The organism is Sphingobium estronivorans (genome assembly GCF_008692605.1).
GTDB classification, from domain to species: domain Bacteria; phylum Pseudomonadota; class Alphaproteobacteria; order Sphingomonadales; family Sphingomonadaceae; genus Sphingobium; species Sphingobium estronivorans.
This window is the reverse complement of the sequence record NZ_LFCT01000018.1, coordinates 42547-55605: the sequence shown is the minus strand read 5'-3', so window position 1 is coordinate 55605 and position 13059 is coordinate 42547. Positions and strand designations below refer to the sequence as shown.

The following is a 13059-nucleotide window of genomic DNA, read 5'->3' as shown; positions in this document are numbered from 1 at the left end:
GGACTCTTCCATATCCGTCAAAACTCGAACCGTAGTTCGGCTCCATACATGCGCGGATCGCCATAGGCGACGCTGTTGAACCCTAACACGGTGGCCAGCGGATTTCCCTGCTGCACATATTTTGCGTTCAAAATGTTGGAACCGAAGAGAGCGAGCGATAACGGCTTGCCGCCGATACGCGACCATTCGGCCCGCAAATTGACGAGATCATAGCCTGGTGCGCGGGATTCAGGATTGTTGAAATTCAGGTCCCACAAATATTGATAACTCTGATGATAATAAATCGCCCGGAAGCTGACGGCGCTATCCTTATCGGACAAGGGGGCCTTGATTTCACCGGTCAATCCAATCTTGGTCTTCGGCGTGTTGGAGAATTCGGAGTCTACGGCATTGCCTTCCGAGGAAGGGAATTTCTTATAGAAGGCATCTGTGTAGGAGTAGAATGCCGAGAGATTCAACCAGGTCGTCGGATTGACCGTAGTTTCGAAATCCACGCCTCTCACTGTGCCTTTCGCGGCGTTCAACGTCGCGCCGACAAGCTCTCCATTGACCGACACAGTCTGCGATTTCTGTACATCGGTATAACTTCCTGTATAGAGGGTGAGATTTGTCCGGCCCGCCACGCCGGCAATTCGCCAGTCCGCCTTAACGCCAACCTCATAGTCCGTTATATATTCCGGCTGAAACTTGGCGAGCTCCGGAACGGGCGAGGTGGGATTGAACCCGCCGCTCTTATAGCCCCGGCGTGTAGCGGCATAGACGAACAGATTGGGATCGATACGGTAGTCGAGGCTGAAGTTATAGGTCGGGGCCGTGAACCGCGCGGTCAGGGGCAGCGTGCCGGCGAGCAGATCGGCATATTTACGATAATCCCACGTATATCTGCCACCAGCGGTAAACTTCAGGCCCGACAGGAAATCGCCCAGATCATAGGTCGCCTGCCCGTAAATGGCTTTGCTGGTCTCATGGCGGCTAGCCGATGAGGGAAATGGTCCACCGAATACCCGCGCCTGTGATGAATTCGCTCCGGACGGCGACGATTTCTCGTAATAAAAGCCGGTGATCAGATTGAGCTTGCCATCGAACGCCGTTCCGAAGGCCTGAAATTCATTTGTAATCAGCTTGGTATGCATCTGCAAAGGAAACCACAGAATATTGAACGGACTTCCATCCTGATCCGTGACAAACTTCTGGCTGAAGCGCTGATATCCGAAAATATCCCTTAGGGAGAAGTTCGGCGTAAATTCATACGTGGCGGTATTGACCACGATCAGCTGATGTTGCCTGTTGGATGTCGTGACGTCGGATTCTATGATGCGTGGCCCACGCGCATTTTGGGTTTGCACATATTGCACGATATCCGGGTAGACGAGGGCGACGATCGAATTGGGCCGCACCGCGTTCATCATGAACGTTCCGCCGCTATCGTCCGCTCCGGAACCATCCACCACCAGATAATCGGAAAAGCCCCCGGCTGGCGTGAAAAGCACACTGCCGCGATAGGCGTAGCTGTTGACGTTGTCGCGATGCTTGCCGGTTGTGAGATTCAGCGTGTAGCCGTCGCGCTTGATCCTCTGGCCCGCGAACCGCACGGCCAGAACATCAGGAACAATCGGAATGTTCACCGCACCTTCAGCGTGCCTTAGATTGTAGTTTCCCGCTTTGAGCATGACGTAGCCATCCAGTTCGCTGGTTGGCCGCTGCGGCGCGAAGAGCACCGCCCCACCGGTGGTGTTGCGACCGAATAGCGTCCCCTGCGGCCCTTTCAATACCTGAACATTCTGAAGATCGAGGAAGGGCGGACTCCCCTGATTAATGATCGGCATATCCGCAAAATAGGAAGCAACGCCGGGCAACGCGCCCCCATAAGCCTGGGTTTGCCCGCGCATCGCGTAGGTTACCTGGTTCCGGCTTCCTCCCCCTCCAACGACCGTCAGTTCGGGCGTGTGAAATTGCAGGTCGATGATATTCTTGACGCCTGCAGCGACGAGCGCCTCGGCCGAAATCGCCGTGACCGACAACGGGACGGTCTGCAGGGATTCTGCCCGTCTGCGGGCCGTCACTACAATGTCCTCCAACGCAATCGGAGCTTTGCCGCGAGCGGAATCAGAGGATTTTTCCGATGCACCCGCCCGAACCAGGGCGTTTTCTTCCGCGACCGCAGGCGACGCCGCCATGCATGTCAAGACTATCGGCAAAGCGCTCACACCTAAGCGCATCAAACTCTTTGACCCCTGCATATTGCCTCCCCCCTGTTACCAGTTTTCCTGGTGGTTACCTCGCGAATTGCTCTTGAGGCTCTGTGCCCAAGCGCCCCGCGATTGAAGGGGTGCGAATGAGCGTCGAGAATGCTCAGCTATAGTGTTCCAGGCTGCCAATGCGTGACCGACATCAGCTTATGTGTTTATGGTCCGCCGAGGTGATCTTGAGCGATATTCATCTGCCCGGATTGCTGGAGAAGTGGAATTTCGAGGCTGGATCTGATCATCACGGAGAGCGCAGAAAGTTTTTTGCCTGGGACAAACATCTCAGGCACCGCGCCGCGGCATGGCTCTCCCCCGTCGCCGCTTCATGGGCAGCGGCGGGGGTTGAGCGAACGGGTTGAGCTTCGTACCGAGAATGGTTGACCGGACAGTGTAATCAGCGCCAGAAATCGCTTACGCCCGGTTTGGGCAACGCCAGATGACTATCGATGGGGGTCACAGCGCTCTGGGCATTCTTCCGCCCAGCACCTCGGTAAGCTTATCCGCCTTCTTCTTCACGATTTCCCCAATATGGGGCAAGCCGTTGGGCTGAACCTGCGCGAGCAAAGATATGACGCAAAGTTGCAGCTGGGTCTCGCCGTTGATGTCGAAGATCGGCGCGGCAATGCCAAGGGTCGGGACCTGGTAGACACGCGTGGCGGTGGTCGTCTTTCTCGCTTCTGTGAATTTCAGAATTTCGTCGAGCTGCGCTTCCCGTCCCTGTTCCGACGATCGCCCTATGCCCTGCGATCCGGCTTCCTGGAGCCAACCCTTGATCTGGTCGAGATTCGCGCTTGCATTGTCACCCGCTGATATCGCCCAGGTATATCCATGAGAACGGACCCAGCGGATATCCTCCTCCAGCTCAGGGGTGAATTCCTCGGGAACCCTGCCTCCATTCCGAAAGCCCTGCCCCTGTGATCCGGCTTTGCCGCTCCACGCGATCTGCAGAAGGTTGACCAGCGGGAGATGAGGCAGTCTCGATCCGACGGAACGGTTGATGGCGACCGGCCCAGGACCTGCGCAAGTGGCAATGCAGATGACCTGAGCATCGGGCATCACCTGAAATGCCTCGGCGTTCATCCCGGTCTCATTGGCCAGCTCGTTCAGAGCATTGCGCACCAGTTGGAGGACAGGCCCCTCGCCAGCCGAAGCTGCGCCGAGCGCAATCAGGGCCGATCCCAGTGTGTAAGTCAGGTCTTCCGGATTTCGCATGACGAAATGCCCTGCCAAAAGGGCGAGCAGGAACCGGTGCGTGCTCGCTTTCGACAAATCGCACCGACGCGCGATCTCCGAAGCGTTCAGCCAGCGAGGAGATTCCTCCAGCAAAAGTCCCAAAATCTTGACGACACTCGTCACCGCGGGTGCGGGCGAAGGGGCAGTAGGTTGAACAATCAAATTGACAGCTCCTGATGGGTCTGACAGATATTATATGCAGAACACGTGTCTTATATATGATCCACCGAAGATCGTCCAGAGGAACTTATCATGCGCATGACCTTCGGCGTTTTTTCGCCCTGCCACGGGCCGAAAGCGCCGGTTACTGCGGATTTTCCTTCAAATCCCAAAGAGTTGGACCGTAGATTCAGGCACCACCGCACGCACGACAAGATGAGCGATGCTTCAAAATGACGCCCCTTGGACACACCCTCCCTATCGATTCGCACAGACGCCATCCTCATACTGCAGCAGACGCACTTTTGCGACAGAGCCATCCTTGCGTGCTAGGATTGCGGCGACCGGCGAAGCGATTACCAGTTCGGGTAATGCCTACCCCCCAGTTTCATCGGCGCCGAATTGTCGAAGCAGGGATGCTCTGATCTCCTACCACCCATGATTTGACGCCGCCCAATATTGGCGTTTCGAGGGACGACGTTTTCAGCATCCAGAATTTCGTAAAAGAGATATTCATGTATAATTTAATCTCTGATCTGTCGATAATAGAGGCATCGTCATTCGTTGCGTCGCCTTCGGCCGGTCTTTATTGCGCACAGATGGGCGCGGAGGTGATCCGGGTCGACCAGATTGGTGGCGGACCTGATTTTCGCCGCTGGCCGGTGACTGACAACAATGATTCCCTCTATTGGGAGAATCTCAATCGCGCGAAGAAATCCGTCGCCCTCGATCTGGGCAAGCCGGAGGGGCGCGAATTGTTGCAGGAACTTGTGCGCGCAACGGGCCAGTTCATCACCAATTTCCCATCCGAGGGCTTTCTCTCCCACCAGACATTGGCTGAAGGCCGCCCCAACCTCATCACCGTGCGCGTGATGGGCTGGCCCGATGGCTCGCCCGCGCTGGATTATACGGTGAACAATGCCGTGGGCTATCCGATGATGACCGGACCGGGACCCGAGCCGGTGAATCATGTGCTCCCCGCGTGGGATCTGCTGACGGGCGCTTACGCCGCCTTCGCGCTCTTGGCGGCGATCAGGCGGCGCGAGGCGGACGGTTCAGGGTGCGAAATACGGATACCCTTGTCGGACGTCGCCATCGGCACGGTCGCCAATCTCGGCGGCGTTGCCGAGATGATCTATGAGGACGCCAACCGCCCGCGCCTCGGCAATGCCGTCTATGGCCTGTTCGGGCGCGATTTCGTCACCGCTGATGGCAAGCGGACCATGATCGTCGTGGTCACGCCGCGTCAGTGGGCAAATCTTGTCGCGGCGCTGGGTATCGGTGAGGCAGTGGCAAACGTCGAAGCCGAACGAGGTGTGTCCTTCGCGAAGGACGATGGCCTTCGTTTTGCCCATCGCGACGCGCTGTTTCCGATTTTCGACCAAGCCATCGCCGCGCGCAACCATGCCGATCTTGCCGCCGCTTTGGATGCTGCCGGCGTGGTGCATTCCGCCTATCGCACCATGCTGGAAGCTGTGAACGACCCCGCGCTGGTCGGTGACAATCCCATATTCGGCGCGGCGCCCAATCCCAGCAAGCTCATCTATCCCGCCGCGGGCACCTTCGCTTCGGTGCCGCAGCAGGAGCGCGGCGCGCCCAGCTCCGCCCCGCGCAACGGCCAGCATAGCGTGGAAGTGCTCAGCCAGCGCCTCAATCTCCCCTCGGGCACCATCGCCCGTCTCATTGACGCCGGAATCGTAGGAACAAGCCAATGACCCAGCTTCGTCGTGCCGCAATCGTCGCACCCATCCGCACCGCCGTCGGCAAGTTCGGCGGCGCGCTGTCCACCATCGCCGCCGGAGACCTTGGCGCGGTGATCATCAAGGCGCTGGTCGAGCGGACGGGCATCGATCCCGGACGGGTCGATGACGTCGTCTTCGCCCAGGGCTATGGCAATGGCGAAGCGCCCGCCATCGGCCGATGGTCATGGCTGGCGGCGGGTTATCCGATCGAGGTTCCGGGTTACCAGCTTGACCGCCGCTGCGGTTCCGGGCTTCAGGCGGTCATCGACGCCGCCATGATGGTGCAGACCGGCGCCTCCGACGTGGTGCTGGCGGGCGGCGTTGAATCGATGTCGAATGTCGAACATTACACCACCCAGATCCGCAAGGGCGTCAAGTCCGGCGGCCTCGACCTGCATGACCGGCTGACGCGCGGCCGGGTGATGAGCCAGCCGATCGCGCGTTTCGGCGTCATCAGCGGCATGATCGAGACGGCCGAAAATTGCGCCAAAGACTATGGCATCACCCGCGATCAGTGCGACGCCTATGCCGTGCGCAGCCACCAGCGCGCCACCGCCGCCTGGGCCAATGGTCTGTTCGCCGATGAACTCGTCCCCGTGCCTGTGCCGCAGCGGCGCGGCGAGCCTGTGACATTCGATCATGACGAGGGGTATCGCGCCGATGCCAGCGTGGAAACGCTCGGCGCGCTCCGGCCCATCGAAGGCGGCGTGGTGACGGCGGGCAACGCCAGCCAACAGAATGACGCAGCGGCCGCCTGCCTGGTGGTGGCAGAGGACAAGCTCGATGAACTTGGGCTGGAACCCATTGCCTGGTTCCATGGCTGGGCGGCGGCCGGTTGCGAACCGAGCCGCATGGGCATCGGCCCGGTCCCGGCGGTCGAAAGGCTGTTTCGCCGCACGGGGCTTGGCTGGGATGATCTGGGCGTGATCGAACTCAATGAAGCCTTCGCGCCGCAGGTGCTCGCCGTGCTCAAGGGCTGGGGCTGGAGCGAGGATGACAGCCGCAACGACATACTCAACGTCAATGGCTCGGGCATTTCGCTGGGCCATCCGATCGGAGCGACCGGCGGACGCATACTCGCCAATCTCGCGCGCGAGATGCAGCGCCGCGATGCGCGCTATGGCCTGGAAACGATGTGCATCGGTGGCGGACAGGGCCTTGCCGCGATTTTCGAAAGGGCAGCGTGATGGCGGAACTGGCAAAGACTCTGGAGGGCGCGCGCGCCTATCGCGAAGCGGCCCTCTCGGCGTTGCGCAAACGACTTGAGGCCCGCAGCATCGATGCCGAACAGCGCGCCGCGCATGGCTTCGCCTGGGTCGCGACATCGGTTGCCGCGCTGGAGGCGATCCATGGCTGGCTCGCGGCAAATGGCAAGGCCAACCCGCTAGACGAAAAGATTGCGCATCTCGCTTTCGCCGAAACCGTCTCGCAACTGATCGGCGGCCTGCCGATGGGCCAGAACGAGATTTTCCGTCCCGGCGATCTGGACCTTGGCGAAGCGGCGTCCGCGCTTCGCGAGGCTTCGCTCGGCGTGATCCACGGCGATCTTGCGACGCTGCGCGCCGAAGTCGCGGCCATGTTGGCTGAAGGCCATTGGCCGTCCGAGACCTTCCACGACAGCGATCTTGACGCGATCCGCGACCAGTATCGTCGGTTCACCGATACCGAAATCATCCCCAATGCCCACCAATGGCATCTGGCCAATGCGCTGATCCCCGACGAGACGGTGCGGCACATGGCCGAACTCGGCACCTTCGGCGTCTGCATCCCGGAGGAGTTCGGCGGGCTGGGCCTCGGCAAGCTGGTCATGTGCCTCGTCACGGAGGAGCTGTCGCGCGGGTGGATCGGCACCGGCTCGCTCGGCACGCGTTCGGAAATCGCAGGCGAACTGATCGTGCTGGGCGGAACGGACGCCCAGAAGGCGCATTGGCTGCCCCTGATCGCCAGTGGCGAAATATTGCCGACCGCCGTGTTCACCGAGCCCGATGTCGGCTCCGACCTTGGCAGCCTGACCACGCGCGCACGGCAGGATAGGAACGGCGAATGGGTGATCGAGGGGGCCAAGACGTGGATCACCCACGCCAGCCGGTCGGACCTGATGACCATGCTCACCCGCACCCTGCCCGATGCGAAGGGCTATGCCGGCCTGTCGATGCTGCTGGTGCCCAAGCCGCGCGGCACCGAAGACGACCCCTTCCCCGCCGATGGCATGGCCGGCAGCGAGATCGAGGTGCTCGGCTATCGCGGCATGCGTGAATATGCGCTGTCGTTCGACGGCATGCACGCGCCTGCCGATGCGCTGCTGGGCGGCGAGGAAGGACTGGGCTTCAAGCAGCTGATGCGCACATTCGAGGGCGCGCGTATCCAGACCGCCGCCCGCGCCGTGGGCGTGGCCCGGCGCGCGCTGGAGCTGGGGCTCGACTATGCGTTGAACCGCAAGCAGTTCGGCAAGGCGATCGTCCACTTCCCGCGCGTCGCCGACAAGCTGGCGATGAGCGTGGTCGACATGGTGCTGACGCGCGAGCTGACTTACGAGGCCGCGCGCGCCAAGGATTCGGGCAAACGCTGCGATATCGAGGCGGGCATGGCCAAGCTGCTCGGCGCGCGCGCGGCATGGTCGAACGCTGATGCGGCGCTCCAGATCCACGGCGGCAATGGCTATGCCATGGAGTTCGAAATCAGCCGCGTGCTGTACGACGCCCGCATCCTCAACATTTTCGAGGGCGCCGCCGAAATTCAGGCGCAGGTCATTGCCAAAGGCCTTGTCGGCGGGAGGAACTGAAACATGACGCAATGGGCTGCATGGCTAGGCCGGGAAGAAGTGCGCGAAGACAGGATCGACATGGCAGCGGTGACGCGCTGGTGCGCGACGCTCGATCGGGTGGCCGCTGCCGACGGCACGGTTCCGCAGGGTTATCACTGGTGCCTTGGCCTGCCTGACGCTGCAACGGCTGATCTGGGCGAAGACGGCCATCCCCGCCGCGATCCATCCTCCTCCAGCTTCCTGCCGCCCGTCCCCCTGCCCCGGAGGATGTGGGCGTCGAGCAAGGTCGAATTCCTCCATCCGTTGCGCATCGGCGGGACGGTCGAGCGCCGCTCCCGCTTGAAGGCGATCACGCCAAAGCAGGGTGGTTCAGGACCGCTGGTCTTTCTGGAGGTCGAGCATGAAACCATCTCCGAAGAACGGGTCACGGTGCGCGAGGTGCAGTCGATCGTCTATCGCGAGGCGGCCCCCGAAGGGGCGCCCACAGTGCCGCCGCCGGGGCCTGAGCTGAAAGGACTCGACGGCTGGAGCGCCACACGCACCCTCATCCCATCCGAGCCGCTGCTGTTCCGTTTTTCGGCCCTGACATTCAACAGCCACCGGATTCATTATGACCTGCCCTATGCGACCGCCCAGGAAGGCTATCGCGGTCTGGTGGTCCATGGGCCACTGACCGCGACCCTTCTGCTGGACCTTGCCCGGCGCACATTTGGCGAGCAGCCGCTCTCACGCTTTTCCTTTCGCGCGATATCGCCGGCAATCTGTGGCGAGGCCCTTCATCTCGCGCTGAGAGAGGGGGAGGCAGGCCTGGAACTCATGGCTCTGGCAAGTGACGGCCGCCAGATCATGGCCGCAACGGCAACGATGCGGAACTGACCATGGCATTCTCCCGATCCTGGCTATTTGTTCCCGGAAATCGTCCCGATCGTTTCGCCAAGGCTGCGGGTTCCGGAACCCAAGCCGTTATCCTTGATCTGGAGGACGCCGTCGCGCCTGATCAGAAGGATGCGGCTCGCGCTGCGGTCTGCGAATATCTGGGCACCCCAGGGGCTGCGGCGGGGGCCAGCATCGCGGTTCGCATCAATCCCGCGTCCAGCCGCCCGGGTTTGAAGGATTTGCTGGCCCTGTCGGGGGAAATTTCGGCAGCGCCGGATTATATCGTGATGCCAAAGGCTGAGGCTGGCGCGGAGATTGCTCTTCTGGGTCGATTGCTCGACGAATGCAGGAGTCCTTCGCGCATAGTCGCACTGGTCGAAACTGCGCGGGGTATCGCGGGACTCAAGGAAATTTCAGAGGCCTCGCCCCGGTTGGCGGCGTTGATGTTCGGCGCGGCAGACTATGCCGCCGACCTTGGCATGAGGGTGTCCGCTCTACGGTCGGATTTTGCTCGCGCCGCCTTGGTCAACGCTGCCGCCGCAGGCGGGCTGGCAGCGCTTGATTCACCGTTTTTTGATGTGGGTGACGAGGCGGGACTGGCGCGCGAATGCGCCGCTTCCGCAGCTCTGGGATTCCATGCCAAGGCTGCAATCCACCCCAGCCAACTGGCCGCGATCGGTCATGCTTTCGACGTGAACGACGAAGACCGGAATCTTGCCCGACAATATCTCAATGCCAGCATCGACGGTGTTGGCATGATCGATGGAAAGATGGTCGATGTCGCCATGCTCAACTGGGCGCGCAGGATCGTCTAAATGCAGGCAAATGCAAAGTTCGGTTACCCGCGGCGGTAGCCTGACTTAAGAAGAAAGGCTTTGATTCAATGGACGATATAAACGCGATGGGCGTTGTTGGAGCCGGTCCGATGGGATCGGGCATTGCCCAGATCGGCCTCACCAGTGACATGTCGGTCGTCCTGATCGACAAGGATCAAGGCGCGCTGGACCGCGCTGTGCAGGACATACACAACCGGATCGCGCGGCTGGTCGAAAAGGGCACCATTCCGCGCGAACGACTGGATGCCATTCATTATCGGCTCAGCACATCGACCGATCTCACTGACCTCGCCTCCTGCGATGTAGTGATCGAAGCCATCATAGAGCGCCTCGAGCCCAAGCAGGCCCTGTTCAGCGATCTGGAAAATATTGTCAGTGCGCAATGCATATTGGCGACCAATACCTCGTCCCTGTCGGTTGCGGCGATTGCCGCGAAATGCCGCAACAGGCAGCGGGTTTGCGGAATGCATTTCTTCAATCCCGTGCCGCTGATGAAACTGGTGGAAGTGGTCATCGCCCCGGGGACAAGCAGCGAGGTGGGCGAAGCGGCCCACCGCCTTTCGCTCAGGCTCGGCAAGGTGCCCGTTACCGTGAAGGACGGCCCCGGCTTTCTGGTGAATCTGCAGGGACGGGCCTATACGACGGAAGCGCTTGCCATCGCTCAGGAAGGGGTGGCCGACTTTGCCATGATAGACCGCATCATGCGCGATGGCGCCAGCTTCCGGATGGGACCCTTCGAGTTGATGGACCTGACGGGAATCGACGTCAACTATCCGGTGACCCAGTTCATCTACGAAGGCTATCAGCACGATCAGCGGCTGCGGACGACAACGCAGCATGCCCTTCTCGCCGCGGCCGGAAATTTCGGCCGCAAGAGCGGGCAGGGCTTTTTCGACTATGGCGAAGGCCGCACGGAGGCGCCGATCGACCGGGCCGCTGGCGGGGCAGAACTTCGCCCCAGGCTGATCGGAAATGCGCCTGTCTGGGAAGACTTGCGCGCGGCGACGAAGCTTGTCGAAGGCGCCGACGTCAATCTTGTCGCACCGGTGGGCGAGGATTGCGCGACGATCTGCCACCGGCTCGACCTCGATCCCGCGAACACTGTCGCGGTGGATTTTACCGCGGTCGAGCGAAAGCATCTGACTGTCATGAGCGCCATCGGAGGGTCACCGAAAGCGGAACAGGTTGCGCAATGGCTGCGCGGACATGGTTTCACGGTCGAAATCATTCAGGATTCGCCCGGATTCGTGCTCCAGCGCATTCTGGCGATGGTGGCCAATCTCGGTTGCGAACTCGCGCAGATCGGCGTCGGCAGTCCCGCAGATATCGACACCGCCATGAAGCTGGCCCAGAACTACCCCCTCGGCCCGCTGGAATGGGCGGAAAAGCTGGGCGTGGCCACATGCCACGCCATTCTCGTCCAGTTGCAGGCGATCACCGGCTCCGACCGTTATCGTCCCAGCCTATGGCTCCGACGCCGCGCCCTGCTCGGCCTGTCGGCACATACACCCAAATGAGGCCCTTATGAGCGATATAGAGGCAGACGAGCCGCTACTGTTCGACGTCATCGACGACCACATCGCCCTGGTGCGTTTCAACCGTGCAAAGGCGCGCAATGCCATTGACGGCGCGACCGCCCTCGCCCTTTCGGCGGCGGTGACGCGCATCGAAGCGGACCCCGCCCTGAGAGTGGCGATCCTCGCGTCCTCAACCCCCGCAATGTTTTGCGCGGGTGCCGACCTCAAGGTCGTCGCGGCAGGCCGCGTGGCTGAACTGCGACCGAACGACAGTGGCTTTGGCGGATTTGTCGATGCCATCAGGCAAAAGCCATGGATTGCCGCGGTCGATGGAGCGGCCTTGGGGGGCGGGACGGAACTTTGCCTCGCGTGCGACATGATCGTCGCCAGTCGAAGTTCCGCGTTCGGACTGCCCGAGGTCAAGCGAGGACTGATGGCGAATGGCGGTGGAGCCTCGCGTCTGGTCCGCACCCTGCCGCGCAATATCGCTCTGGAATTGCTGGCGACCGGGGAAAAGTTCAGCGCGGAGTTCGCGGAACGCCACGGCATGGTCAATCGGCTGGTCGACTCCGGCGATGTCATGGAAGCGGCGCTGGAACTGGCGCGGACCATCCAGGCCAATGCCCCGCTATCCGTTCGCGAATCGCTCTACATCGGACGTCTGGTCGGCGATCGTTCCGACGCGGAACTGCGGCGCCTTTCGCGCGAACGCATGCAGGTCGTTATGGCAAGCGATGATGCAAAGGAGGGGCCACGCGCCTTCGCCGAAAAGCGCGATCCGCAATGGAAGGGCCGCTAGGGCGGATGCAGGCCCGATGTCCCAGGCTCCTGGTAGCCTGGCAGGTTTTCGAGTTTGGAGGAACCAATGGACTATCATTTCATCACCTATGATGTCGAAGACCGGATCGTCACCGTCACCCTCAATCGACCCGAGGCGATGAACGCGCTGACCGACGAGCTCTATCGCGAACTGCATGACGCTCTGGAACGTATCCGGTCCGACAAGGACATCGCATGCGTGATCCTGTCCGGCGCGGGCCGGGCATTTTGTGCCGGCGCCGACCTGAAGGTGCCCCGCGATCACATGACGGCCATCGACCGGAGGACGCGACATCGCTGGATCCTGAAGGATGTTCTCGAACCGCTGCACAGACTGGAAAAGCCAGTCATAGCCGCAGTCAATGGAGCCGCGGTCGGCGCTGGGTGCAACCTTGCGCTGGCATGCGACTTCATCGTGGCGAGCAAAAGAGCGTCGTTCCATCAATCCTTTACAAGACTGGGCCTGGTGCCCGACCTTGGCGGGCTTTATTTCTTGGTGCGCGCTGTCGGGCTGAACATGGCGAAGGAACTGTGCCTGACCGGTCGAAAAGTCGATGCGGAAGAAGCTGGCCGCATTGGGCTGGCCAATCGTGTCGTACCACATGAGGACGTTCTTCCCGTGGCGCGCCAGATCGCGTCTGAAATCGCGAACGCTTCGCCGACGGCTAACGCCATGGCCAAGACCTTGCTCAACATGTCCGGCAGTTCTTCACTGGAACAAATGCTCGAATATGAAGGCTATGCACAGACAATGGCCTTCATGTCGCCCGATTACAAGGAAGGTGTCCAAGCATTTCGTGAGAGGCGCCCACCGAACTTCTTCGATTCCCTGTGAGAGGTCTGAAAGCCCCCGTCGTCAACGGGGTT

11 protein-coding genes are annotated in these 13059 nt (G+C 61.1%); 9 read left to right on the top strand and 2 right to left on the bottom strand.

Going from position 1 to position 13059, the window contains the following annotated elements; genetic code table 11:
* Nucleotides 1–17 precede the first annotated feature (17 nt).
* Both F7P65_RS13460 and F7P65_RS13455 read right to left on the bottom strand, forming a co-directional pair.
* A complete protein-coding gene (locus F7P65_RS13460; RefSeq protein WP_150292527.1) occupies nucleotides 18–2240 on the bottom strand; it encodes a TonB-dependent receptor in 2223 nt (740 codons plus the stop codon).
* Nucleotides 2241–2699: 459 nt separating this feature from the next.
* Entirely contained in the window at nucleotides 2700–3602 is a 903-nt protein-coding gene (locus F7P65_RS13455) for an IclR family transcriptional regulator (protein WP_205452060.1), read from the bottom strand.
* A gap of 129 nt (nucleotides 3603–3731) precedes the next feature.
* Here F7P65_RS13455 and F7P65_RS22035 point away from each other — a divergent pair, with 129 nt between their 5' ends.
* The 9 genes from F7P65_RS22035 (at nucleotide 3732) to F7P65_RS13415 (ending at nucleotide 13027) form a co-directional block, all read left to right on the top strand.
* On the top strand, nucleotides 3732–3875 hold the full coding sequence (locus tag F7P65_RS22035; protein ID WP_162854613.1) for a hypothetical protein: 144 nt from the start codon (nucleotides 3732–3734) through the stop codon (nucleotides 3873–3875).
* Nucleotides 3876–4153: 278 nt separating this feature from the next.
* The gene (locus tag F7P65_RS13450) at nucleotides 4154–5353 is read left to right on the top strand and encodes a CoA transferase (RefSeq protein WP_150292523.1); all 1200 of its coding nucleotides are present in this window, start codon (nucleotides 4154–4156) and stop codon (nucleotides 5351–5353) included.
* Entirely contained in the window at nucleotides 5350–6567 is a 1218-nt protein-coding gene (locus tag F7P65_RS13445; protein WP_150292521.1) for an acetyl-CoA C-acetyltransferase, read from the top strand. Before F7P65_RS13450 ends, F7P65_RS13445 begins: the two co-directional genes overlap by 4 nt.
* On the top strand, nucleotides 6567–8162 hold the full coding sequence (locus tag F7P65_RS13440; protein WP_150292519.1) for an acyl-CoA dehydrogenase family protein: 1596 nt from the start codon (nucleotides 6567–6569) through the stop codon (nucleotides 8160–8162). Before F7P65_RS13445 ends, F7P65_RS13440 begins: the two co-directional genes overlap by 1 nt.
* 3 nt (nucleotides 8163–8165) lie before the next feature.
* On the top strand, nucleotides 8166–9020 hold the full coding sequence (locus tag F7P65_RS13435) for an HTD2 family dehydratase (RefSeq protein ID WP_150292517.1): 855 nt from the start codon (nucleotides 8166–8168) through the stop codon (nucleotides 9018–9020).
* A 2-nt stretch (nucleotides 9021–9022) separates the two neighbouring features.
* Nucleotides 9023–9835: an aldolase/citrate lyase family protein gene (locus F7P65_RS13430; protein WP_150292516.1), complete on the top strand. Its 813-nt coding sequence runs from the start codon at nucleotides 9023–9025 to the stop codon at nucleotides 9833–9835.
* Nucleotides 9836–9903: 68 nt separating this feature from the next.
* Nucleotides 9904–11373: a 3-hydroxyacyl-CoA dehydrogenase gene (locus F7P65_RS13425; RefSeq protein WP_150292514.1), complete on the top strand. Its 1470-nt coding sequence runs from the start codon at nucleotides 9904–9906 to the stop codon at nucleotides 11371–11373.
* A 7-nt stretch (nucleotides 11374–11380) separates the two neighbouring features.
* Nucleotides 11381–12172: an enoyl-CoA hydratase-related protein gene (locus tag F7P65_RS13420; RefSeq protein ID WP_150292512.1), complete on the top strand. Its 792-nt coding sequence runs from the start codon at nucleotides 11381–11383 to the stop codon at nucleotides 12170–12172.
* Between the two features lie 66 nt (nucleotides 12173–12238).
* Entirely contained in the window at nucleotides 12239–13027 is a 789-nt protein-coding gene (locus tag F7P65_RS13415; RefSeq protein WP_150292510.1) for an enoyl-CoA hydratase/isomerase family protein, read from the top strand.
* Nucleotides 13028–13059: the final 32 nt, after the last annotated feature.

Coding starts and splice junctions, on each gene's coding strand:
- F7P65_RS13435 (WP_150292517.1), top strand. CDS start 8,166: ATGACGCAATGGGCTGCATGGCTAGGCCGGGAAGAAGTGCGCGAAGAC.
- F7P65_RS13425 (WP_150292514.1), top strand. CDS start 9,904: ATGGACGATATAAACGCGATGGGCGTTGTTGGAGCCGGTCCGATGGGA.
- F7P65_RS13460 (WP_150292527.1), bottom strand. CDS start 2,240: ATGCAGGGGTCAAAGAGTTTGATGCGCTTAGGTGTGAGCGCTTTGCCG.
- F7P65_RS13415 (WP_150292510.1), top strand. CDS start 12,239: ATGGACTATCATTTCATCACCTATGATGTCGAAGACCGGATCGTCACC.
- F7P65_RS13445 (WP_150292521.1), top strand. CDS start 5,350: ATGACCCAGCTTCGTCGTGCCGCAATCGTCGCACCCATCCGCACCGCC.
- F7P65_RS13430 (WP_150292516.1), top strand. CDS start 9,023: ATGGCATTCTCCCGATCCTGGCTATTTGTTCCCGGAAATCGTCCCGAT.
- F7P65_RS22035 (WP_162854613.1), top strand. CDS start 3,732: ATGCGCATGACCTTCGGCGTTTTTTCGCCCTGCCACGGGCCGAAAGCG.
- F7P65_RS13450 (WP_150292523.1), top strand. CDS start 4,154: ATGTATAATTTAATCTCTGATCTGTCGATAATAGAGGCATCGTCATTC.
- F7P65_RS13420 (WP_150292512.1), top strand. CDS start 11,381: ATGAGCGATATAGAGGCAGACGAGCCGCTACTGTTCGACGTCATCGAC.
- F7P65_RS13440 (WP_150292519.1), top strand. CDS start 6,567: ATGGCGGAACTGGCAAAGACTCTGGAGGGCGCGCGCGCCTATCGCGAA.